16 protein-coding genes, 1 tRNA gene and 2 pseudogenes are annotated in these 21,337 nt (G+C 72.4%); 10 read left to right on the forward strand and 9 right to left on the reverse strand.

Going from position 1 to position 21,337, the window contains the following annotated elements; all coding sequences use genetic code 11:
* The first annotated feature begins 64 nt into the window (after positions 1-64).
* Positions 65-1,489: a GH1 family beta-glucosidase gene (locus tag FE633_RS18085; protein ID WP_138046206.1), complete on the forward strand. Its 1,425-nt coding sequence runs from the start codon at positions 65-67 to the stop codon at positions 1,487-1,489.
* A 162-nt stretch (positions 1,490-1,651) separates the two neighbouring features.
* On the opposite strand, the pseudogene FE633_RS18090 reads toward FE633_RS18085, so the two are convergent.
* From FE633_RS18090 to FE633_RS18105, 5 genes and pseudogenes are all read right to left on the reverse strand, one after another.
* Positions 1,652-1,819 (reverse strand): annotated as a pseudogene (locus FE633_RS18090) (DNA-binding protein); the annotation flags it as partial.
* A pseudogene (locus FE633_RS49755) lies at positions 1,773-1,976 on the reverse strand (hypothetical protein); the annotation flags it as partial. The pseudogenes FE633_RS18090 and FE633_RS49755, both read right to left, overlap by 47 nt.
* A complete protein-coding gene (locus FE633_RS18095) occupies positions 1,977-3,065 on the reverse strand; it encodes an ABC transporter ATP-binding protein (protein ID WP_138046208.1) in 1,089 nt (362 codons plus the stop codon).
* A complete protein-coding gene (locus FE633_RS18100; protein WP_246113681.1) occupies positions 3,062-4,528 on the reverse strand; it encodes an ABC transporter permease in 1,467 nt (488 codons plus the stop codon). Before FE633_RS18100 ends, FE633_RS18095 begins: the two co-directional genes overlap by 4 nt.
* A 206-nt stretch (positions 4,529-4,734) precedes the next feature.
* Entirely contained in the window at positions 4,735-5,784 is a 1,050-nt protein-coding gene (locus FE633_RS18105) for an iron ABC transporter substrate-binding protein (protein ID WP_138046209.1), read from the reverse strand.
* A 173-nt stretch (positions 5,785-5,957) separates the two neighbouring features.
* Here FE633_RS18105 and FE633_RS18110 point away from each other — a divergent pair, with 173 nt between their 5' ends.
* A complete protein-coding gene (locus tag FE633_RS18110; protein WP_246113682.1) occupies positions 5,958-8,651 on the forward strand; it encodes an AMP-binding protein in 2,694 nt (897 codons plus the stop codon).
* Between the two features lie 74 nt (positions 8,652-8,725).
* On the opposite strand, the gene FE633_RS18115 is transcribed toward FE633_RS18110, so the two are convergent.
* Both FE633_RS18115 and FE633_RS18120 read right to left on the reverse strand, forming a co-directional pair.
* The gene (locus FE633_RS18115; protein ID WP_138046210.1) at positions 8,726-9,613 is read right to left on the reverse strand and encodes a spermidine synthase; all 888 of its coding nucleotides are present in this window, start codon (positions 9,611-9,613) and stop codon (positions 8,726-8,728) included.
* 57 nt (positions 9,614-9,670) lie between these two features.
* The gene (locus FE633_RS18120) at positions 9,671-10,186 is read right to left on the reverse strand and encodes a hypothetical protein (RefSeq protein WP_138046211.1); all 516 of its coding nucleotides are present in this window, start codon (positions 10,184-10,186) and stop codon (positions 9,671-9,673) included.
* Between the two features lie 248 nt (positions 10,187-10,434).
* On the opposite strand from FE633_RS18120, the gene FE633_RS18125 reads away from it, so the two are divergent.
* Entirely contained in the window at positions 10,435-11,931 is a 1,497-nt protein-coding gene (locus tag FE633_RS18125) for an NsdA family TPR-like regulatory protein (protein ID WP_138046212.1), read from the forward strand.
* 51 nt (positions 11,932-11,982) lie between these two features.
* Here FE633_RS18125 and FE633_RS18130 read toward each other — a convergent pair whose 3' ends face one another.
* Positions 11,983-12,582 (reverse strand): histidine phosphatase family protein, encoded by a 600-nt coding sequence (locus tag FE633_RS18130; protein WP_138046213.1) that lies wholly within the window; start codon positions 12,580-12,582, stop codon positions 11,983-11,985.
* 258 nt (positions 12,583-12,840) lie between these two features.
* On the opposite strand from FE633_RS18130, the gene FE633_RS18135 reads away from it, so the two are divergent.
* From FE633_RS18135 to FE633_RS18165, 7 genes are all read left to right on the forward strand, one after another.
* Positions 12,841-13,833 carry a phosphatase PAP2 family protein gene (locus FE633_RS18135; protein WP_138046214.1) on the forward strand — a complete coding sequence of 331 codons (993 nt, stop codon included), beginning with the start codon at positions 12,841-12,843 and terminating at the stop codon, positions 13,831-13,833.
* Position 13,834: 1 nt separating this feature from the next.
* On the forward strand, positions 13,835-14,977 hold the full coding sequence (locus FE633_RS18140) for a hypothetical protein (protein ID WP_138046292.1): 1,143 nt from the start codon (positions 13,835-13,837) through the stop codon (positions 14,975-14,977).
* The gene (locus FE633_RS18145; RefSeq protein WP_138046215.1) at positions 14,968-16,716 is read left to right on the forward strand and encodes a hypothetical protein; all 1,749 of its coding nucleotides are present in this window, start codon (positions 14,968-14,970) and stop codon (positions 16,714-16,716) included. Before FE633_RS18140 ends, FE633_RS18145 begins: the two co-directional genes overlap by 10 nt.
* A complete protein-coding gene (locus FE633_RS18150; RefSeq protein ID WP_138046216.1) occupies positions 16,713-18,059 on the forward strand; it encodes an AAA domain-containing protein in 1,347 nt (448 codons plus the stop codon). The genes FE633_RS18145 and FE633_RS18150 overlap by 4 nt, the downstream gene beginning before the upstream one ends.
* Positions 18,060-18,166: 107 nt before the next feature.
* Complete coding sequence (locus tag FE633_RS18155; protein ID WP_119099416.1) at positions 18,167-18,538, forward strand: hypothetical protein; 372 nt, start codon at positions 18,167-18,169, stop codon at positions 18,536-18,538.
* A gap of 194 nt (positions 18,539-18,732) precedes the next feature.
* Positions 18,733-19,419 (forward strand): hypothetical protein, encoded by a 687-nt coding sequence (locus FE633_RS18160; RefSeq protein ID WP_138046217.1) that lies wholly within the window; start codon positions 18,733-18,735, stop codon positions 19,417-19,419.
* A tRNA-Lys gene (locus tag FE633_RS18165) sits at positions 19,410-19,483 on the forward strand. Before FE633_RS18160 ends, FE633_RS18165 begins: the two co-directional genes overlap by 10 nt.
* Before the next feature lie 142 nt (positions 19,484-19,625).
* Here FE633_RS18165 and FE633_RS18170 read toward each other — a convergent pair.
* Positions 19,626-20,939, reverse strand: coding sequence for a M6 family metalloprotease domain-containing protein (locus FE633_RS18170; protein ID WP_138046218.1), 1,314 nt, complete (start codon positions 20,937-20,939; stop codon positions 19,626-19,628).
* Positions 20,940-21,337: the final 398 nt, after the last annotated feature.

Below are 21,337 nucleotides of genomic sequence, written 5' to 3' on the forward strand. Positions count from 1 at the left end.
CGGCCCCGCCCATCCTTCCCCCCTCCTACCCGTCGGTCCCCACGACCTCTATGGGAGCGCTTCCATGTCTGAGCCCGTGACCTTCCCGTCCACCTTCCTCTGGGGGGCCGCCACCTCCGCGTACCAGATCGAGGGGGCGGTGCGGGAGGACGGCCGCACGCCCTCGATCTGGGACACCTTCAGCCACACTCCCGGCAAGACGGCCGGTGGCGAGACCGGTGACATCGCTGTCGACCACTATCACCGCTACCGCGACGACGTGGCCCTCATGGCGGAGCTGGGCCTGTCCGCGTACCGCTTCTCGGTGTCCTGGCCGCGCGTGCAGCCGACGGGCCGCGGCCCCGCGGTCCAGCGCGGCCTGGACTTCTACCGCCGGCTGGTGGACGAGCTGCTCGCGCGCGGCATCAAACCGGCCCTCACCCTCTACCACTGGGATCTGCCGCAGGACCTGGAGGACGCGGGCGGCTGGCCGGAGCGCGACACGGCGTACCGCTTCGCTGAGTACGCGCAGATCGTCGGCGAGGCGCTCGGCGACCGCGTCGAGCAGTGGATGACCCTCAACGAGCCGTGGTGCAGCGCCTTTCTGGGGTACGGCTCCGGGGTGCACGCCCCGGGCCGGACGGACCCGGCGGCGTCCCTGAAGGCGGCCCATCACCTGAACCTGGCGCACGGCCTGGGAACTTCGGCGCTGCGCGCTGCGATGCCCGCCCGCAACACGATCGCGGTGAGCCTCAACTCCTCAACGATCAGGACGGTTTCGGACGATCCCGCGGATGTGGCGGCGAAGCAGCGGATCGACGACCTGGCGAACGGCATCTTCCACGGCCCGATGCTGCACGGCGCGTACCCCGAGACCCTGTTCGAAGCGACGTCCTCGGTCACGGACTGGTCGTACGTCCTCGACGGCGACCTCGAGACGATCAACCAGCCGCTGGACGCACTCGGCCTGAACTACTACACGCCGGCGCTGGTTTCGGCCGCGGAGGCGGCGCCGAAGGGCCCGCGCGCGGACGGCCACGGCGCGAGCGCGTACTCGCCCTGGCCGGCCGCCGACGATGTGATGTTCCATCAGACCCCGGGCGACCGTACGGAGATGGGCTGGACGATCGACCCGACCGGCCTCCACGAACTGATCATGCGCTACGCGAGGGAGGCCCCGGGCCTGCCGCTGTATGTGACGGAGAACGGCGCGGCGTACGACGACAAGCCCGACCCGGAGGGCCGCGTCCACGACCCCGAGCGGATCGCCTACCTGCACGGCCATCTGTCGGCGGTGCGCCGCGCGATCGCCGACGGCGCGGACGTCCGCGGCTACTACCTCTGGTCCCTCCTGGACAACTTCGAGTGGTCCTACGGCTACGGCAAGCGTTTCGGCGCGGTGTACGTGGACTATTCGACGCTGGCCCGCACCCCGAAGTCGAGCGCCCTCTGGTACGGGCAGGCGGCTCGGTCGGGGGCACTGCCCGACGTGACCACTGAAGAGAACTGAGGCAACGGAATAGACCCGTAATACGGGGGAACGGGGGATGGGGCGCGGCGCCTGAGGGGGGTGCCGCGCCCCTCGCCATTCAGAAAGTCACCCTGCGTGAGCCCGCCGCCCTCTGCCGCCGGCGCTCTAGTCACGACACGTCGCTACCGGGCGAGGCCTCGGCTACACGGCGACCAGGCGCACCCTGTCCCCGCAGAGCTTGGCCATGTCGTCGATGTCCGAGGTCAGCATGACCACCGGGCGGCGCTGCCGCAGCGCCATTTCGGCCACGGCGGCATCGATCGCGTACTTGTGGCCGTGCAAGCCGGCACTGATCAGCATTGCTGAGGCGGTAGTCGGCCAGGTACTCATCCAGGATCTGACCGCGGAGCTCCCGCTCCACCGCCTCCGTGATGAACGCTGAAAACTCGCGCTTGCCGACCCGCCGGCGAATCGCCTCGGCCGTCCCTTCCGGGAGAGAGAGGCTGACTCTGGCGGCGGACCCCTCCTACCTCTGCCGTTCCAGCGCGCCCCCCTCTGGATGCAGCACCCCCTCACCAGCAACCCGCACCCCCGTCTCCTCCCCCGGCCGCACTCGCAGTGGTCCCGCGACGCGGATGCCGACCGGGGTGGCATGGCCGTCGACGGCGACGGTGACCATGGCGTCGTGGCCGTAGAAGCAGACGTCGGTCACCGTGCCCCGGACCGCGCCTTGCGCGGTGGGGCCGGTCAGCCGGAGCTGTTCCGGGCGGAGCAGGACCATGCCGGTGCGCGGGCCTTCGGGCAGGGCGAACAGGGGTACGGTGCCCAGCGCCGTACGCACCGTGCCGTCGGTGTCGACCGTGCCGGGGAGGAGGACGGCGTCGCCGACGAAACCGGCGACCCAGGGGTCGGCGGGGCGCCGGTAGAGGTCCTGCGGGGTGTCGCACTGGGCGACGCGGCCGTCGCGGACGACGGCGACGAGGTCGGCGGTGGACAGGGCCTCCTGCTGGTCGTGGGTGACCAGTACGGCCGTGGCTCCCGTCGCGCGCAGCGCCGTCCGTACGTCCGCCCGCACTCCCGCCCGCAGTGCGCTGTCGAGCGCGTTGAACGGCTCGTCCAGCAGAACCAGTTGGGGGCGCGGGGCGAGCGCCCGTGCCAGTGCGACGCGTTGCTGCTGGCCGCCCGACAGTTCGTGCGGCATGCGGTCGCCGTAGCCGGCCAGGCCGACCAGTTCCAGCATCTCCTCGGCGCGACGGCGTCGCTCGGGGCGGTCCACACCCTTCAGGCCGAAGGTCACGTTGTGCGCCACGCTCAGATGCGGGAACAGCGCGCCCTCCTGCGGGACGATGCCGATGCGGCGCCGCTCGGGCGGCACAGAGACGCCCGCGGCCGGGCCGGTCAGGACGCGGTCGCCCACCCGGACCGTGCCCGCGTCGGCACGCAGGAAGCCGGCGACGATGCGCAGCAGGGTGGTCTTGCCGCAGCCGGAGGGGCCGAGAACGGCGGCCAGGGCGCCGGTCGGCACGGTCAGGTCGAGCCCGCGCAGGACGACGGGGTCGCCGTCCCCGTACGACTTGGTGAGCCCTTCGACGTGCAGTTCGTTCGTGTCCGTCATGTCCGGTGCCTGCCCAGGAGATACGAGGGGACGGCGGCGAGCAGGATCAGCGCTGCCGCGTAGGGGGCCGCCGCGGCGAAGGATCCGGCACCCGTCTCGGTCCAGAGGCGGGTGGCGAGGGTGTCCATGCCGGTGGGGCGCAGAAGGAGGGTCGCCGGGAGTTCCTTCATGCAGACGACGAAGGTGAGGGCGGCTCCGGCCGCCACTCCGGGCGCTGCCAGGGGCACGGTCACCTCGCGCAGGACCTGCCACGGCCGCCGCCCCAGCGACCGGGCCACATCTTCCAGCACGGGCGGCGCCTGGAGCACGGCGGCGCGCGTGGCGGCCACCGCGACCGGCAGGAAGAGGACCGCGTACGCGCAGACCAGGAGCGGGAGTTGCTGGTACAGGGGGTATGCGTAGCGGACCGCGAAGAAGACCAGGGAGAGCGCGACCGTGATGCCGGGCAGCGCGTGGCCCGCGTACGCCGCCTGCTCCAGCAGGCGCGCGCCCCGGCCCCGGTGCCGGGCGGCGATCACCCCGACCGGCAGGGCAAGGACCGTGGTGAGGGCGGCGCCCGCGGCGGCGACCCCGAGGGTGGCCCAGGCGGTGTCGACGAGCCCTCCCAGGTCCCAGGCGGCCGAGCTGCCGGCGGTCAGCCAGTACGCGAGGGTGCCGAGGGGGAAGACGACGGCCACGGCAGCCACTGCGCCGCACCACAGCAGTGCGAGCGGCCGCCACCGGCCCAGCGGGAGCGGAACGGCCGGTCGGGCGGTGCCCGTACCCGTCCTCGCGTGTCCGGCGCGTCCGCGCGTAAGGGTCTCGGCGGCGACCAGTACCACCGTCATCACCACCAGCACGACACTGAGCGCGGCGGCCGGGGTGCGGTCGAAGGACGCGCGGTACGACGTGTGGATGGCCCGGGTGAAGGTGTCGTACCGCATCAGCGAGACCGCACCGAAGTCCGAGAGCACGTACAGCGCCACGAGCAGCCCGCCGCCCGCCGCGGCCGGTCGCAGTTGCGGCAGGGTCACCCGCAGGAAGGTGGCCGACGGGCCATGGCCGAGGGAGCGCGAGGCCTCCTCCTGCGCCGGGTCGATGCCGCTCAGCGCGACGGCGACCGGGAGATGGACGTACGGGAAGCTGACCAGGGTCAGCGCCAGCGCGGCCCCGCCGAACCCGGCGAGTGAGGGCTCGGCGGACAGCCAGGCGAAGGCGGCGACGTAACTGGGCACGGCCAGCGGCAGCGTGGCCAGCACCGACCAGGCGCGGGCGCCGGGCAGGTCGGTGCGCACGGTGAGCCAGGCCAGCGAGACCCCCAGCACCAGGCTGGCCGCGACGACCACGGTGGTGAGGCCGAGGCTGCGGCCGAGCAGGTGCAGGGTGCGTGCGTCGGCGACGACGTCCCAGGCGTAACCGGGGCCGCGTTCGAGGGCGCGGACGGCGAGATAGCCGAGCGGGAGCAGGGCGAAGAGGGCGGCCACACCGGCGGGGACGAGCAGGACCAGGGGTGGTCTGCGCCCGGTCCGCGTACGGAACGTATGACACGCAGGGAACGTAGGGAACGTAGGGAACGTACGGAACCGACCGCGCCCTGCCGGAGCGGATGCCCTTGCCGGGGCGGATGCTCCGGCGGCGGCCGATTCTGCGGCAGAACGCGGCGCGGAACGCGGGGTGTTGGGCACGGCCGTCAGACCAGTCCGACGTCCTGGAGCATGGCCAGGGTCTCCTGGAGGGACTCCAGCTTGCCGAGGTCGATGTCGGGGGATTCGAGGGAGTCGAACGGCGGCAGGCCCTCGACGGTGCTGGTGACGCCCGCGGCCAGCGGGTACTCCTTCGTCTTGTCGGCGAAGTAGGTCTGTGCCTCCTCCGAGAGCAGGAAGTCGACGGCCTTCTGCGCGGCCTCGCTCTGCCCGGCGTCCTTGAGGATGCCCACCCCGGCGACGTTGATCAGCGCGCCGGGGTCCTTGCCGGGCAGGAAGTGGAGCTTGGCGCCCACCTTGTCCTCGCCCTTCTCGGCGACCCGCTCGTACCAGTAGTAGTGGTTGATCAGGCCGAGGGAGACCTCGCCGGACTCGACGGCGTCCAGGGTGGCGAGGTTGTGGGCGTAGGTCTTGGCGCCGTTGTCCTTCAGTGCCTTCAGCCACTCACGGGTGGCGTCGTCGCCCTCCAGGACGCGCATGCCGGTGACGAAGGCCTGGAAGGAGGCATTGGTGGGCGCGAAGCCGACCTTGTCCTTCCACTCGGGCTTCACCACGTCGTGGACGCTGCCCGGGACCTCGCCCTCGGCGACCTTGTCCGGGTGGTACGCGATGACGCGGACGCGCCCGGACGTGCCCACCCAGTCGCCGTCCCCGCTCCGGTAGGCCTTGTCGACCTTGTCCAGGTGGGCCTGCGGGAGCTTCGCCAGCATGCCCTCCTTGGAGAGGGCGCCGAGCGCTCCGGCGTCCTGGGAGAAGAACAGTCCGGCCTTGGTGCGCTCGCCCTCCTCCAGTATCTGGGCGGCCAGTTCGGCGCTGTCGCCGTAGCGCACCTCCACCTTGGTGCCGACGGCCTTCTCCAGCTTGTCGAGGAGCGGCTTGACCAGTTTCTCGTTACGGCCGGAGTAGATGACGAGGGCGGAGTCGCCGCCCTTCCCCTGGCCGCTCCCGTCGTCGTCGGAGCCGCAGGCGGCGAGGGCGGGCAGCAGGAGGCCGGCCGCGACAAGCGCGGTGATTCGGCCAGCCAGGGGGCGTCGCATGGGTGGGCCTTCCTGCATGGCTCGCCGCGACGCCGCAGGTCGCGTCGTCTGTCAGCGAGCGGCGAAGCGATGCTTTTTAGCCAACTGTGAACATGCTATGAATAAGGTAAACCTTGCCTAACCGTCAAGGGATCTGTGTTACCGGCGGACTCTGCTGCGGAAAGGCGCGCACCGTGATCGACCCCTTCGGGCCCCTGCAGGCGCCGCCCACTCTTCGGGCTCCGTCGACCGCCCCGTCCCCCGTGGCCCCCGTCGCGCCCGGCTCGGTGCCGTTTCCCCGACCGCCCGTCGTGCGTCCGCACGGCGTGCCGTTCGCGCGGGGCCTCGCGGCGCACGGCGACCGCGTCGCCCTGATCACCCCTCAGGAGACGCTCTCCTACCGTCGGCTGGCCGAGCGGGTGGCCGCCACCGCCGAGCGCCTCGGACCGGTGCGCCGACTGGTGCTGCTGGCCGGAGCCAATCGGGCCGACGCCCTCGTCATTCACCTGGCGGCCCTCTCCGCAGGCCACCCCGTCCTGCTCGTCCCCGGCGACAGCGACAGCACGATCCGCTCACTGACCACCGCGTACGACCCGGACGTGGTGGCGCGGCCGGGTGCCGACGGCAGTTGGGACCTCGACGAACGGCGCCGCGCGAGCAGCCACACCCTCCACCCGGACCTGGCCCTGCTGCTGAGCACCTCCGGCTCGACCGGCTCGCCCAAACTGGTGCGGCTCTCGCACCAGAACCTGCAGGCCAACGCCCAGTCCATCGCCACGTACCTCGGCATCCGTGACACCGACCGGGCGGCCACCACGCTGCCCCCGCACTACTGCTACGGCCTGTCCGTCATTCACAGCCATCTGCTGCGCGGCGCCGGACTGATCCTCACCGAGCGGTCGGTGTCCGACACCGCCTTCTGGGAGGAGTTCCGCCGCGCCCGCGGCACCTCGCTCGCCGGCGTGCCGTACACCTTCGACCTGCTCGACCGGGTCGGCTTCGAGGGGATGCGGCTGCCGCATCTGCGCCGCGTCACCCAGGCCGGCGGGCGACTCGCACCCGAACGCGTGGCGCGGTACGCGGAGTTGGGGCGCCGGTCCGGCTGGGAGATGTTCGTGATGTACGGACAGACCGAGGCGACGGCACGGATGGCCTACCTGCCGCCGCAACTCGCCACGGAGCGTCCCGAGGCCGTCGGCGTACCGATCCCCGGCGGCTCCTTCCGGCTGCAGCCCGTCGACGACCAGGATGATCCGGAGATCGGCGAACTGGTCTACTCGGGACCGAACGTGATGCTCGGCTACGCCGAGAACCCGGCCGACCTCGGCCTCGGCCGGACCGTGCGGGAACTGCACACGGGGGACCTCGCCCGGCGCGCACCCGACGGGCTGTACGAGATCGTGGGCCGCCGCAGCCGGTTCGCGAAGATCGCCGGTCTACGGATCGACCCCCAGCGCGTCGAGGCGCTGCTGGAGCGGCACGGGGTCACCGCGTACTGCGCGGGGGACGGGGACGCCCTGGCGTTGGCCGTGCTCGGCGCGCCGGGCGCGATCGGTGAGGAGGCCGCCGACAGTGACCGGCTGCGGCGACTGGTGGCCGCCGAGTGCGGACTCCCGGCGCGCGCGATACGCGTCCGGGTCCTCGCCGAACTCCCGCGGCTCGGCACGGGCAAGCCCGACTACGCGGCCGTACGACGGCTGACACGCCCCGCACCGGAGGAAGCGGCCGGGGCACCTGCCGGGGACTTGTGCCGTCTGTACGCCGGGATCCTCGACCGGACCGACGTCACCGAGGACAGCAGCTTCGCGAGCCTGGGCGGCGACTCGCTCTCCTACGTCGAGATGTCCCTGCGGCTGGAGGAGGCACTGGGCGGGCTGCCCACCGACTGGCACACGAAGCCGATCCGTGAACTACGCGCCCTGGCAGCACCCGTGAACGGGCGTACGCGGGCCCCGGAGTCCCCGCGGCTCCGGCGGGTCAGGAGCACCCGTTCTTGGCACACCCGCCCCTGGAACACCCGTCGCTCCCTGGAGACGGGCATCGCCCTGCGCGCCGTGGGGATCGTCCTGATCGTCGCCTCGCACATACCCGTCTTCTCCCTCCAGGGCAGCGCGCATGTGCTGATCGGCGTCGCGGGCTTCAACTTCGCCCGTTTCCATCTCGACTGGGGCGAGCGCCGCGAGCGCCTGCGGCACCTGTGGCGCAGCATCGCCCGCGTCGTCGTGCCGAGCGTGGCGTGGATCAGCTGCGCGGTGGCGCTGACCGGCCTCTACGACCCGGCCAACGCCCTGCTGCTGAACAGCCTGCTCGACCAGGGGACCGAGCGCCACGAGTGGCACTACTGGTTCGTGGAGGCACTGGTCTACTTCCTGGTCGTCCTCGCCGTGCTCATGTCCGTACCGCGGCTGGACCGGTTGGAGCGGCGGTACACGTTCGGGGTGCCGCTGGCTCTCCTGATGGTCGGGCTGATCGGCCGGTACGACCTGCCGGAGGTGGCACCCGCCCGCTTCCATCTGGGACCCACCGTGGTCTTCTGGCTGTTCGCGCTGGGGTGGGCGGCCGCGCGGGCGACCACCGTGCGACAGAGGTCGCTGCTGACGGCGGTGCTCCTGCTCACCATGCCGGGGCTGTTCCACGACCAGCCGCTGCGCACCGCTCTCGTGGCGGCCGGGCTGACGCTGCTGATCTGGGTGCCGACGCTGCCCAGCCTGGGCCCGCTCAACCGGGTCGCGGGCGTCCTGGCGAGCAGCTCGCTCTACATCTACCTGACGCACTTCCAGGTCTATCCCCACTTCGGGGAGGACTTCCCGCTGTCGGCGCTCTTCGCCTCCTTGGTGATCGGCATCGGGTACGCGGCCGTGGCGACGCGAGTCGTCAGATGGCTGTGACGCGGCATCGATGAGGGGCAACTGCCAGAAGCGCCGGGGCTGTTACGGCCCACGGGCCGTCATCACCGGGCCGCTCAGCGGAAGACCGAAGGGGGTGGCGCGGGGGACGCCACGGCTGCCGCGTCCGTGACCGGTGTCGCTCCCCCGGTGAAGTCGAGCAGCGCCGGGCCGTGCTCGACCCGTCCGGGGTGCGGGTCGGAGGCGGCGCGCCGGGTCAGTTCGGCGACCGGCAGCGGCCGGTCGGAGCCGACGAGGACCGCGTTCCCGAAGCGTTTGCCCCGCAGGACCGTCGGGTCGGCGACCAGGGCCAGCTCGGGAAAGACAGCGGCCGCGGTGGCGATCTGGCCACGCAGGTGCGCGAGGGGCGGGCCGTCGGCGAGGTTCGCGGCGTACAGGCCACCGGCTTTGACGACCCGGCGTACGTCGGCGAGGAATTCGGCCGACGTCAGATGGGCGGGTGTCCGCGCCCCGCTGAACACGTCCGCGATGACGAGGTCCGCCCAGCCGTCCGGCACCTTGGCCAGCCCGTCGCGGGCGTCGACGGACCGCACCCGGATCCGGGCGTTCGGTGGCAACGGCAGCTCCCGGCGGACCAGTTGGACGAGGGCCGCGTCGCGCTCGACGACCTGCTGGGTGGAGCGCGGGCGGGTGGCGGCCACATAGCGGGCGAGAGTGAGAGCGCCGCCGCCCAGGTGCACGACGTGCACGGGCCTGCCGGGCGGGGCGGCGAGGTCGATGACATGGCCGAGCCGCCGCTGGTACTCGAAGTCCAGGTACGCGGGGTCGTCGAGGTCGACATGCGATTGCGGAGCACCGTCGATGAGCAGGGTCCAGGCCCGCGCCCGCTCCCGGTCGGGCATCAACTCGGCGAGCCCCCCGTCGACCGCCACGACGACGGCCTCCGGCACCGACCGCCCGCCCCCGGACCGCTTGTTCCTCGCCTTCGCCTTCGCCTTCGCCATCTGCCCATTATCGGGCTGTACGCCCGGGCCGGCTCAGCGAGCCGCGGGAGCTCAGGGCTACCGGCAGTTGTCCGCCGCCTCGATCAACCGAGCCGCCTCATCCAGGGCTGCCCGCAGTACCGCGGGATCGGTGGCGAGGTCCGACTCATCCGGAGACAGCAGCCAGCCGGAGCCCTCGACAGGGGGCTCCGGGGACTCCGCGGGCCCGGGTGCCTCGGGGGGCTCCGGGGCCTCGGCGAGGAGGCCCGCACCACGGCCATCGCCCTGGGCCTGGGTGCATGTGCTGCCCGGTACGTCCCAGGCGTCGGCCGTGCCCGGCGGCACCAGGAAACCGAGCGTGTCGCAGTTGCCGTCGTGCAGGACGGGGCCGACGGCCTCCGCGGCGCCGCGCCGGAGGATGTCGACGGCCTCCAGCCCCTGGCGCGTGGGGACGGTGACGAGGTCGCAGAAGTCCTCGGACCGTGCGCCCCGGCCACCGAGCGGCTCGGCGCCGCACTCGGGGACGGAAGTCGGCGCATGCCGCGCCGTCGAGAGCGGCACACAGGGATCGGTGCTCTGTCTGGCCTCCGCCATGGAACCCTCCTAGATCGAGCTCACCGCATGGTTCAACGCCACGGGGGCGTCAACGGCTACGGCGGAACTCGACCGCAAAGGTTGGCAGTTCATGGCAGATCGTGGATGAGATATCCGTTTTGTAGCTAAACCTTGTGCGACCGACCGGTCACAGAGGGTACCTTCGTGCCCGCCGGAAACCAGACGGGACATGATCAACTCGCCCTGGCTCCGGCATGGTTCGACGGTTCGCGAGAGAGGGCCCGGCCATGGCGTCGTCAACGACGACCTCGTCGTCCCAGTCACCTCGGCCTCCGCGGCCGAACCTCGTCTTCAGGCAGCTGCGCGGGCAGCGCTCGCCGGGCGAGTTCGCCGCGGCGGTGCGACGGGCCGCCCGGGAGATAGGAGAGCGGGTCAGCTGCGACGCGCGCTATGTGGGGCGGGTCGAGGCAGGGGAGATCCGCTGCCCGAACTACGCGTACGAGCGGGTGTTCCTGCATATGTTCCCCGGTCGGACACTGGCCGACCTGGGGTTCGCGCCCCGCTCATCGGTACGCGGACGGGGGGCGCGCGAAACCGAAGATCCGCCCCCTTCGCGTACCGGGATCCCGGCGTACGCGCCACCTGAGACGGACGGGGCGTACGAGCCGTATGACACCTACGACTACGACCACGACACGCACGAGCACCAGCACCAGCACCAGCACCAGCACCAGCACCACGATCGGAACCACGAGGAGAGCGACGTGCAGCGTCGCGCATTCATGACCGGCGGCACCGCCACCGTGGCGGCCGCCACCCTGGGCCCCCTGGGGCTCGCGTTCGGCGGCGTCGCCGCGGCCGCGGACCGTCCCGCACACCGGGTCGGCGAGGCCGAGGCGGGCGCCCTCGAAGAGGCCGTACGGCACATCCGGCTGCTCGACGACCGGCACGGCGCCGACGGGCTGTACAAGAGGGCGGCGGCTCCGATGCGAGCCGCGTACGCCCTGCTCGACGCCGGTGCCACGCGGCCGACGACCGCCGAACGACTGCACGCGGGGGCGGGTGAACTGGCCATCTCCGTGGGGTGGTTGGCGCACGACTCCGGGCGCTTCGGCGACGCGCGCTCGCACTACGCGGAGGCACTCGCGACGGCCCGCATGGCCGGGGATCCGGCCCTGGAGGCGCATGCCTTCTGCAATACGTCCTTCCTGGCGCGCGACGCGGGCCGGCCGCGCGAGGCGGTACGGGCGGCGCAGGCCGCGCAGCGTGCCGCACGGCCGCTGGGCTCGGCCCGGCTGCTGTCACTGCTCTCGATGCGCGAGGCGGGCGGCTGGGCCGGCCTCGCCGACCGCACCAGCTGCGAACAGGCGCTCACCCGTGCCCGGGCGCTGTACGACCGCGGGCCCGGTGACGCCGATCCGGAGTGGATGAGCTTCTACGGAGCGGCCGAACTGGCGGGTCTGGAGGCCCAGTGCTGGTCGACGCTCGGCGACTGGCCGCGCGCGGCCCACCACGCCCGGCGCGCGACGCGGCTCCAGGATCCCCACTTCACGCGCAACCTCGCGCTGTACACGGCCGAACTGGCCGACGATCTGGCCCGGGCCGGGCATCCCGACGAGGCCGCCGCGGCCGGTCTGCGCGTCCTGGACCTTCTGGACCAGGTGCAGTCGTCACGGGTCCAGACGATGCTCGCGGGCACGGCCCGGGTGCTGCTGCCGCACCGCCGTGCGTCGGGTGTGTCGGACTTCCTGGAGCGGCACGCGGCGCTCGCGCGCACGGCGTAGGGACGCGCGCTCCACCTCTTGTCACACGGTCAGGCGGTTGTCGCCGCGCGGTCAGGCCGTGTCCAGGTGCCCGCAGTCGTTCCAGGTCTCGATCGCGGGCTCGCCATAGGCCCAGCCGAGCACCGAGAGGGATGTCGGGTTGAGGCGGATCTTGGCCGCGAAGTCCAGATCGAGGCCCAGCCAGCGGGCGGCTATGGAGCGCAGGATGTGACCGTGCGCGAAGACGAGCGCGTCGCGGTCGAGGGACCGGGCCCACGCGACCACCTCGTCCGCGCGCGCGGAGACCTCGGCAAGGGTCTCCCCCCGGGGCACCCCGTCGCGCCAGATCAGCCAGCCGGGCCGGCCCGCCTGGATCTCGGCGGGGGTCATGCCCTCGTACGCACCGTAGTCCCACTCCATGAGCGTGTCCCAGGCGGTCGCCCGGTCGCCGAACCCGGCGAGTTCGCATGTCTCACGCGCGCGTGCCAGCGGGCTCGTCCGCACCTCGGCCGCCGCGAGCCCGCCGAACGGCGCCCGCGCCAGGCGCTCGCCGAGTAGCTTGGCGCCGCGCCTGCCCTCCTCCAGAAGAGGAACGTCGGTCCTGCCGGTGTGCTTGCCGGACAACGACCATTGCGTCTGTCCGTGCCGGGCCAGCAGGATGCGCGGTGCCATGAAGATGCCTCTCCGGGACGAGTACAGGACGAGTACGGGATGAGTGCGGGATGAGTACGGGACGTATATGTGACATGTACGTGACGTACGGGCCGCGTGGATCGCTCCATCATCGCGCACGCCCGCGCGGGGCAACCCGCCGGGCGATCTTTGCGTCTATGACCACCAGGGCGCCCCGTTCAGGCGTTCGCATACACCGTAGATTGAACGTGGGGCGTGGCACACCGGGCCACGAGACAAAAAGGGGAGGGCGATCGGATGCGGCGGACCGATGTACCGGGCACCGAGGCGGTACTGCGCGCTCGACCCCGCTGGTGGACCGAGCTGCCGCTGATCCTTCTGGTGTACGCCGCGTACTCGGCCGGCCGGCTCCTCGTGCGGGGCGACGTGTCGAGCGCCGTCGACCACGGCCTGGGCATCCTGCGCATAGAGAAGGCCTTCTTCCTCAACGCCGAGCATCCGCTGAACCGTCTCTTCACCCGCGAACCCTGGATAGGCATACCCGCCGACTTCTGGTACGCCTCCCTGCACTACCTGGTCACACCCGCGATCCTGGTGTGGCTCTTCCGGTCCCGCACCGTGCGCTACCGAGCCGCCCGCACCTGGCTGATGGCCTCCACGTTCATCGGTCTGATCGGCTTCACCCTGCTGCCCACCTGCCCGCCCCGCCTGCTGTCGGCGGGGCACGGCTTCGTCGACACGATGGCCCAGTACAGCGACTACGGCTGGTGGGGCGGCGAGGCGAGCGCGCCACGGGGGCTCGGCGGTATGACGAACCAGTACGCGGCGATGCCTAGCCTGCACGTCGGCTGGGCGCTGTGGTGCGGCGTGATGCTGTGGCGGTACGGCCGCACGCCGCTCGCCAAGACCGTGGGCGTCGCCTACCCGTTGATCACCACGCTCGTGGTGATGGGCACCGCCAACCACTACTTCCTGGACGCTCTCGCGGGCGCGCTCGTGATGGGCGCGGGGCTGCTGCTGACCGCGCCGGTGCTGCGGCTCGCGGACACGGCGCGGGCGCGGCTCGGGGTCGCGCGCCTGGCACCCGTCACCACGGTCTCTCGGGGCACAGGTTCCTCAATTGTCAGTGGTGGATGCCAGACTTCCCCGGGTGAGCGAATTCCCCGACAGCGCAAGGCCAGTGCCACCCCGGGCGCCGAGCTGGGAGCCGAGCAGGGAGGCGAGCAGGGAGCCCGTCCCGAAGCGAGTCCCGCCGACGCGGGGGACAGCGCTACGGCAACGGCTCGCTGAGCTGCGCGGACCCGCGGTCCCGCCGCAGCCGCTCGACGCGCGCGCCCTGGCCGCGCTCGCCGCGAACCCCGGCTGCAAGCGGCGCGCGATCCTCGACGGCGCGGGGGTGAACAAGGCCACGCTGGCAAGCGCGCTGGGCTCGCCGTCCGCCTTCGGACAGTCGCAGTTCGCGTTCATGCGGGGCAACGCCTTCGAGGCGCGGGTCAAGGCCGACGGAGGCGCGGAGCTGCTGCGGCTCGTGCACGAGAAGCTGGACCCGGGAGCGGATCCTCCCCAGGGTGCCGCGGTCCCCGACCTCACGGCCGTCGGCCCCGAGGGGCGTGCGGCCCGTACGGCGCTGGCGCTGCGCGAGGCCACCGAGGCCGGATCGTGGACGCTGCTCGACCATCCGCTGCTAGCCCTGGACGTCGCGGGCTCCCCCGCCTTCCTGGAGCCGGACGCCGTGGTGGTGCATCCCGACGGGAGCTGGACGGTCGTCGAGATCAAGTCCTTCCCGATGCTGGACGGTTCGGCGGACGCGGCGAAGGTGGGCGCGGCCGCGCGGCAGGCCGCGGTGTACGTACTGGCACTGGAGCAGGTCGCGGACCGGCTCGGCGCGCCCGTGCGGCGCAGCGCCCAAGACAGCGACCCCGCGCCCGTGGTCCGGCACCGGATCCTCCTGGTCTGCCCCAAGGACTTCTCCAACCTGCCGGCCGCGTCCGCCGTCGACGTGCGCAAGCAGCGCTCCGTGACCCGCCGTCAGCTGGACCGTCTCACGCGCATCGAGGACATCGCCGACTCCCTCCCGGACGGCACCTGCTTCTCCCCCGACCTCCCCGCCGCCGACCTGACCGCCGCGGTCGAGTCGGTCCCCGCCACCTACGCTCCCGAGTGTCTCGCCACCTGCGAACTGGCCTTCCACTGCCGCGCCCGCTCCCGCGCCGAGGGGGCGGTGACGTCGCTGGGCCGCTCGCTGCGGGCGGAGCTGGGCGGCCTGACGACGGTCGACGACGTGCTCGCCGCGGCCCGCGGAACGACCGGCGACCCGACGGACCCGGCGGTCGCCGCCCTCCGCAGAGCGGCGGAACTGCGAGCGGAGGCCCTGGGCAGCCGGTCGCCCGGGCACAACCATTCGCTCGACCACAAGGGGACGCCATGTCCCTGATCGCCACCCTCGCCCGCCTCGAAGCCGTCGACACCGGGCGCGCCCAGCCCCTCGCCACCGTGCGGCACCGGCATCTCTCCGAGCGGCCGCTCGTCTTCGTGCCGCTCACCACCGCCGGGGAGGCCGGGGCCCCGCTCGGCGCGCTGGTCGGCACCGAGCGCGACGCACCGCGGCTGCTCGTCGTGCCGCAGCCGCGGGACCGGGATCTGCGGTTCGCGTTTCTCGCCGAGCTCGCCGACGTCGTACTGCCGTACGTCGACGCGTACGGGGACGCGGTCGAGGCCGCCGAGCGCAGCGAGACCGATCCCGAGACGGGCAAGCGGGTCAAGGTCGAGGTCGAACTGTGCGCGGACTCACCGCAGTTGATCGTGCCGAGCCGCGCCGGCATCGATTTCGTACGGCTGCTGGGGCGCTCCATGCGCTTTCGGCGCACCGCGGAGCAGGACCCGGAGACGCCGCATCCGGCACCGCCGCGCGTGCCGCTGCTCGGGCGGTGGCTGACACACTTCGGGGAGCGGGCCCGGGTGCCCGGCTCCGCGCTGCTGCTCGCCCTCACGGACGTGCTGTCGCGGCACTGGGCCACCGGTCAGAGCAGCCTGGAAGACCAGCACCTCGGTGCCCTGCTCGCCTGGATCGCCCCGCCGGAGGGCGAGCCCGGTGCCGAGGCCGCGCTGCGGGCCGAGCTGCAGCGGGACGCCAAGGGGCAACTGCTGTGCCCGCCCGCCGGACCCGCCACCGACCCGGCGTTCGACAACAAGCTGCTCGCCCCGGCCATCGAGCGCTACGACCGCGCGCGTACGGCGCTCGGGGCCGCCGAGGACGGCCTGGAGGCCGACGACCGGCTCGGTGAACTCACCGCCGCCGAGCGGCACATCCGCGACCTCGTCGAGAGCCGCACCCGCCCCACCTGGGACGCGGTGTGGCGCGGCCTCGACCTTCTGCGCGCGCTGCCCGAGGGCGCCCACGCCGCCGACCGCTGGACGCGCGACCGCTGGTCGTTCACCGGCCACCGGGACCGCGTCCTCGCCGGAGAGCCCCCGCAGCCGCGCCGCGACGACGCGGTCACCGCCGCGAACAAGCTCGCCACGCGCGAGCGCGAACAGGCCCGCCTGGAAGCCCAGGAGGCCCTCGACGACCCGCTCGTCATGGCCGGCCGGCGGCTCGCGGGCGAGGCCTTCGCGGGCGAGGTCACGGACGTGGTCATGGCGTACAGCGAGAGCAAGCGGCCCAGCCCGCGCCCGCTCGTGACGATCCGCTCGGACGACCGCCCGCACCTCGGTGAGCGCGCCAAGGTCTTCCGCTCGCTCGGCGGAAAACCGCAGGCGGCCGAGTTCGTCGAGTACGTCGAACGCGAGGACGGGGGCGAGGACAGGGGCGAGGACGGCGGCGCAGACACCGCCACCGACGCCGACGCCACCGCCGACTCAGACACCGGCACCGACACAGACGCGGCCGGCCTCAGCGTCGTCCTGCGCATCGTCGACAAGATGGGCCGTGGCAAGGAGCCCGAGCCCGGATCCGTCCCCGAGAAGGGCGACCAGCTCTGCTTCACGCTCTTCGAGCACGAGCAGCGGGGCGGCGCGAAGCTGCCCGACCCGGAGGAGACGCCGTGGACCCACGGCGGACCGCCGACTGAGACGTCTGAGACGGCAGAAGCGACCGGAACGACTGGCGCGACTGGGGCAGCGGAAGCGGCGCTTCCGGAGCCCGACCCGGTGACCGAGGAGGATCTTCTGTGACCCCCGCCTCCCCGTCCCCGTTCGACCCCGGCGCAGAGGCCGCCCGCGCCACCGGCGCGATCCTGCGCGACACCCTGCACGGGGCGCACCGCGGGGTCGTCGTGGACTCGCCGCCCGGCGCGGGCAAGTCCACGCTCGTGGTCCGGGCGGCGCTGGAACTGGCCGAGGCCGGGCGCCCGTTGATGGTCATCGCGCAGACCAACGCGCAGGTCGACGACCTGGTCCTGCGGCTCGCCGAGAAGAACCCGGAGCTGCCCGTCGGCCGCCTGCACAGCAGCGACGCGGACCCGTACGACAAGGCGCTCGACGACCTCCCGAACGTCCGCAAGTCCGCCAAGGCCGCGGACCTCTCGGGGCTGGAGGTCGTGATCTCGACCGCCGCCAAGTGGGCCCATGTCAAGGGCGTCGAGCCCTGGCGTCACGCGATCGTCGACGAGGCGTACCAGATGCGCTCGGACGCGCTGCTCGCCGTCGCCGGGCTCTTCGAGCGGGCGCTGTTCGTCGGCGACCCGGGCCAGCTGGACCCGTTCTCGATCGTCGGCTCGGAGCAGTGGGCGGGCCTGTCGTACGACCCCTCGGCGTCCGCCGTGACGACACTGCTCGCCCACAACCCCGAGCTGCCGCAGCACCGGCTGCCGGTGTCCTGGCGGCTCCCCGCGTCGGCGGGGCCGCTGGTCTCGGACGCGTTCTACCCCTACACCCCGTTCCGCAGCGGCACCGGCCACGCCGACCGTCGGCTCGCCTTCGCGGTGCCGTCGGACGGTTCGGGCCCCGACCGGGTCATCGACGAGGCGGCCGAGACGGGCTGGGGCCTGCTGGAACTGCCGGCCCGGCACACGCCCCGCACGGACCCCGAGGCGGTCCGCGCCCTCGCCCAGGTCGTACGCCGTCTCCTGGACCGGGGCGGCGCGGCCACGTCGGAGCGGTCCCCCGATCCCGCCCCGCTCACCGCCGACCGCATCGCCGTGGGCACGGCACACCGGGACCAGGCGGCGGCGGTCCGCGCGGCGCTCGCGGAGCTCGGCGCCGGTGGGGTGACCGTCGACACGGCGAACCGTCTCCAGGGCCGCGAGTACGACGTGACCGTCGTCCTCCACCCCCTCTCGGGCCGCCCCGACGCGACGGCCTTCCACCTGGAAACGGGCCGCCTGTGCGTTCTGGCCTCCCGCCACCGCCACGCCTGCATCGTCGTCTGCCGCGCAGGAGTGACGGACCTGCTGGACGACCACCCGTCCACGGAACCGGTCCAGCTCGGGGTCACGGTGAAGTTCCCGGACGGCTGGGAGGCGAACCACGCGGTGCTGTCACATCTGTCGGAACACCGGGTGTCGTGGCGCCCATGAACGGGACCGCCGACCGGCGGTCCCGCATGCCCTCTTGCGGGGTCAAGGGACAATGGACGGTGGCCCACTACAAGGACGGGTCGCACACCGTACGAGGAGGAGAAGTCATGGCGGAGCCCACGCCGCGCAGGAACGAGCCGCGGCTTCGCCCTGCGCCGCTGCTCTTCGAACCCGCGGAGGCCGCCTCCGATCCGGAGCATTTCTTCGATCTGGAGTCGATCGACGATCCCCGGGCGCTGCTGTCCCGTGCCACGGAGCTGACGCACGCGTTCCGCGCGGCCGCCGACCGGGCCATCGAGTACCAGGCGATCGCCGCCGCGCAGCTCGCCGACCCCCGCCGGTTCGACCGGCTCACCCCGGCCGCCATCGCCGAACGTGCCGAGTGGACCGAGGACTACGCGAAGAGGATGGTCGAGTACGGGCGGGAGCTGCTTCGCGGGGCGGACGGCAACGGGCACGGAATCGGCGATCTCACCTGAGCCGGTCGAGCCGACGACCTCACGTGAGCCCGTGAGCCGACGACCTCACCTGAGCCCGTGACCTGCGGCCAGGAAAGGCCCTTGGCATATGCCGGGCGGGCAAGGTACCCCACATCCACCCCCCGTGTCCCCATTTCCGGCAACTCTCGGGAGTCAATCACTCACCGCCGGTAGATGTATGCGACATGAGCGGCATGAGCGGCACACGGAATCCGGCACGCGCCGTCCCCCAGGGAGCACACACCCTCACGCCGGAGGAAGCCGCCTGGCTCGCCCGCGCGATCAGGCATCCGTGTGGCAGGCTCGCCGCCCTGGAGGACCGGCCCGGCGCGCCCGCGGTCCTGCCCTGCGGTTCCGCCTTCGACGTCGTCAACGCTCCGGTGATCTTCGGCCGCCGCATGCTGGACCGGCTGTGGAACGAGGGCCCTGGCTCGGGCCCGGTGGCCACGCACCGGGGGCGGATACTCCTGTTCGCCACCCCAGGCACCGCGCAGCGTCTGCCCGCGCTCCTGCGGTGGGAGGAATGGGGCTCCGACGGCGGCGCGGGCCGCAGCGGCGCGATCCCGCCCCTGCTCTGCCACGGCAAGGGCGACGCGGTGACGATCCCGACCTTGAGCCCGCCGCCCGCACCGGCACCCGTACCCACATTCGAGCCCGCCGAGGCCGAGCCCGCGCCCCGGCCCAGACCCTCCGAGCCCGAGCGGGTCCCCCCGCCCACCACCGCCCGCTGGCTCGTCGCCCCCGACACTCTCCAGCCCTGGCTGCCCGGCCCGGAGGTCCTGCTCTGGGCCGCCGTACGGGCCGCTCGCCCAGCGCGGATATCGATTTTTCCTCCCGCCGAACAGGATGCTAAGGTCTACGACGTCAGCAGGCGCCGCTAGCTCAGTTGGTTAGAGCAGCTGACTCTTAATCAGCGGGTCCGGGGTTCGAGTCCCTGGCGGCGCACGGTGGCGATGGCGAGGCGTGTTCGCGGAAAACGCGAACCTCCTCGCCATCGTTGTTTTTGCGCGGCCTCGCCGCGCGTTGTGGGGGCTCCGCCACCCACACCCCCCGTGACGTGGGCCTGAGTGACCCCATGGGCAAACACTCACCCCGCCGAGATCGTCACCGTCCACGCGCCCGAAGGCGTGCGGTCCTCCACCTCGATCCGTACGTCCTCCCCCGGCACCGTGAAGCTCTCCCCGAGACCCACCGGCGCGTCCGCGAGCGGCGGATACACGGACTTGTCCCAGCAGGCCTCGGAGGTGGGGTGCGCGTCGATGACCTGGATGGGCCCGCCCCCGGACGCGGTCTCACCGCGCACGCGATAGACGAGCACGCCCTGCGTACAGACCGCCTCGTCGTTCCCTACCGGCCCCCGCGCCTCGAAGGCGATCGCACTGTTCCGCCCGGTACGAACCACGGCCAGCTTCGTCCCACTGCCCAGCCCGAACCCCACCTCCCGCGCCTCCCGCACCTCCCCCGCCTCCCCTGCCGACTCCGAGGCAGCCGTCGTCGCCGCCGTCGCCCCCATCGAGGCAGCCGTCGCCGGCCCCGCCCCCAACGGCTCCAACGTCAGACGCGCGCCGCCCGCGTCACCCGCCCCCTCCACACACGCCACCTGCCGAGGGGCCAGCCAGCCGAGCTTCCACTTGTGCCAGCCGAAGAGATCGGGCGCGAGGCCGAACTGGCTGCCCATGAGGTCCCAGTCGCCGACGTGCGTGTCCCAGTCGCCCTTGCCGTCCGTGGGCCGGTGGTAGAGGTCCGGCAGGTCGAACACATGGCCGGTCTCATGGGCGAGAACCAGCCGGTCCGGCGGGTGCTTCTCGAAAACCGTGACGACGCGGCGGATGTCCTTGCCGTCGGCCCGCAGCGGCGCGTCCAGGTTCACCACCTTCGTCGCGTCCGAGTCCACGCCGGGCGCGTCCGGGTCGGCGACGAAGTAGACGACGTCGTAGCGGGAAAAGTCGACACGCCCATTGGAGACGGCGAGGGCGTCGCGCAGGTACGCGGACCGGCGCGCGGAGTTCCAGTCGCGCTGTATGGCGTACGCGGTGGAGGCCCGCGGCATCTGGATCCACTCGCGGACCGGGTGCGGGCGCAGGGTGAACTTGCCGTAGGAGGCCTGCTCGAAGAACTGGCTGGTGGCCGGGAAGTAGTCGCCCGTCAGGTCGGTGGGCCTGGTCAGCGGCTCGGAGTCCGGGAAGGACAGGAAGACCATCACGGCGTCGAGGCGGCGGGCGGGGCGCGGATAGGAGGCGTTCCAGGTGTCCAGCCCCTCCGAGTGGTGGGCGTCGGTCCGCTTCAGCGCGCACGGAAGGGAGCGGGTCACGGCGATCGAGGGGCCCGTCACCAGGGAGGTCGCGGCGAGCGCCGCCATGGACGTGAACACGGCCGCGGGACCACGCCAGCGGGGTCTCATCCCATCACGGGCGAGCCCCTTGGGGGTGAGCGGACGCCGCACATCGACCTCCGGATGCGGAATTCGGGATACCGCACCCAGCTTGTGGGTTTTTGATCACAGTCACCCTGTTTGCCTGCACCAGAAGGGTGAGTGGGACCGACAACCGGACGACCGGCAGGTCGACACCCCGAGTACTCACGGAACGTCACAAGTGATCGCGTGATGAAGGAACCCGTCCAGGTGCGGGCAGAAACGATCTGTCGCATGGGCTCGTTGTTCCGGAAGACTGAGCAGTAGCTGGAAGGCCTTACGGACAGCCTCTATGATCGGCACACTTTCCTGCGTGGACACGGCCAGAGCGGCCGCCCACCTCCGGCCGACCACCCGACGAGACCTGTACGAGAACGAGTGCACAG

The sequence above is a fragment of the Streptomyces montanus genome, from assembly GCF_005786655.1.
Classification (GTDB): Bacteria; Actinomycetota; Actinomycetes; order Streptomycetales; family Streptomycetaceae; genus Streptomyces; species Streptomyces sporangiiformans.

What these genes read in the sequence shown, in the direction of transcription:
- FE633_RS18160 (WP_138046217.1), top strand. Translation starts at nt 18,733, where the DNA reads ATGAGCGGCACACGGAATCCGGCACGCGCCGTCCCCCAGGGAGCACAC.
- FE633_RS18170 (WP_138046218.1), bottom strand. Translation starts at nt 20,939, where the DNA reads ATGAGACCCCGCTGGCGTGGTCCCGCGGCCGTGTTCACGTCCATGGCG.
- FE633_RS18095 (WP_138046208.1), bottom strand. Translation starts at nt 3,065, where the DNA reads ATGACGGACACGAACGAACTGCACGTCGAAGGGCTCACCAAGTCGTAC.
- FE633_RS18130 (WP_138046213.1), bottom strand. Translation starts at nt 12,582, where the DNA reads ATGGCACCGCGCATCCTGCTGGCCCGGCACGGACAGACGCAATGGTCG.
- FE633_RS18145 (WP_138046215.1), top strand. Translation starts at nt 14,968, where the DNA reads ATGTCCCTGATCGCCACCCTCGCCCGCCTCGAAGCCGTCGACACCGGG.
- FE633_RS18105 (WP_138046209.1), bottom strand. Translation starts at nt 5,784, where the DNA reads ATGCGACGCCCCCTGGCTGGCCGAATCACCGCGCTTGTCGCGGCCGGC.
- FE633_RS18085 (WP_138046206.1), top strand. Translation starts at nt 65, where the DNA reads ATGTCTGAGCCCGTGACCTTCCCGTCCACCTTCCTCTGGGGGGCCGCC.
- FE633_RS18135 (WP_138046214.1), top strand. Translation starts at nt 12,841, where the DNA reads ATGCGGCGGACCGATGTACCGGGCACCGAGGCGGTACTGCGCGCTCGA.
- FE633_RS18125 (WP_138046212.1), top strand. Translation starts at nt 10,435, where the DNA reads ATGGCGTCGTCAACGACGACCTCGTCGTCCCAGTCACCTCGGCCTCCG.
- FE633_RS18155 (WP_119099416.1), top strand. Translation starts at nt 18,167, where the DNA reads ATGGCGGAGCCCACGCCGCGCAGGAACGAGCCGCGGCTTCGCCCTGCG.
- FE633_RS18115 (WP_138046210.1), bottom strand. Translation starts at nt 9,613, where the DNA reads ATGGCGAAGGCGAAGGCGAAGGCGAGGAACAAGCGGTCCGGGGGCGGG.
- FE633_RS18120 (WP_138046211.1), bottom strand. Translation starts at nt 10,186, where the DNA reads ATGGCGGAGGCCAGACAGAGCACCGATCCCTGTGTGCCGCTCTCGACG.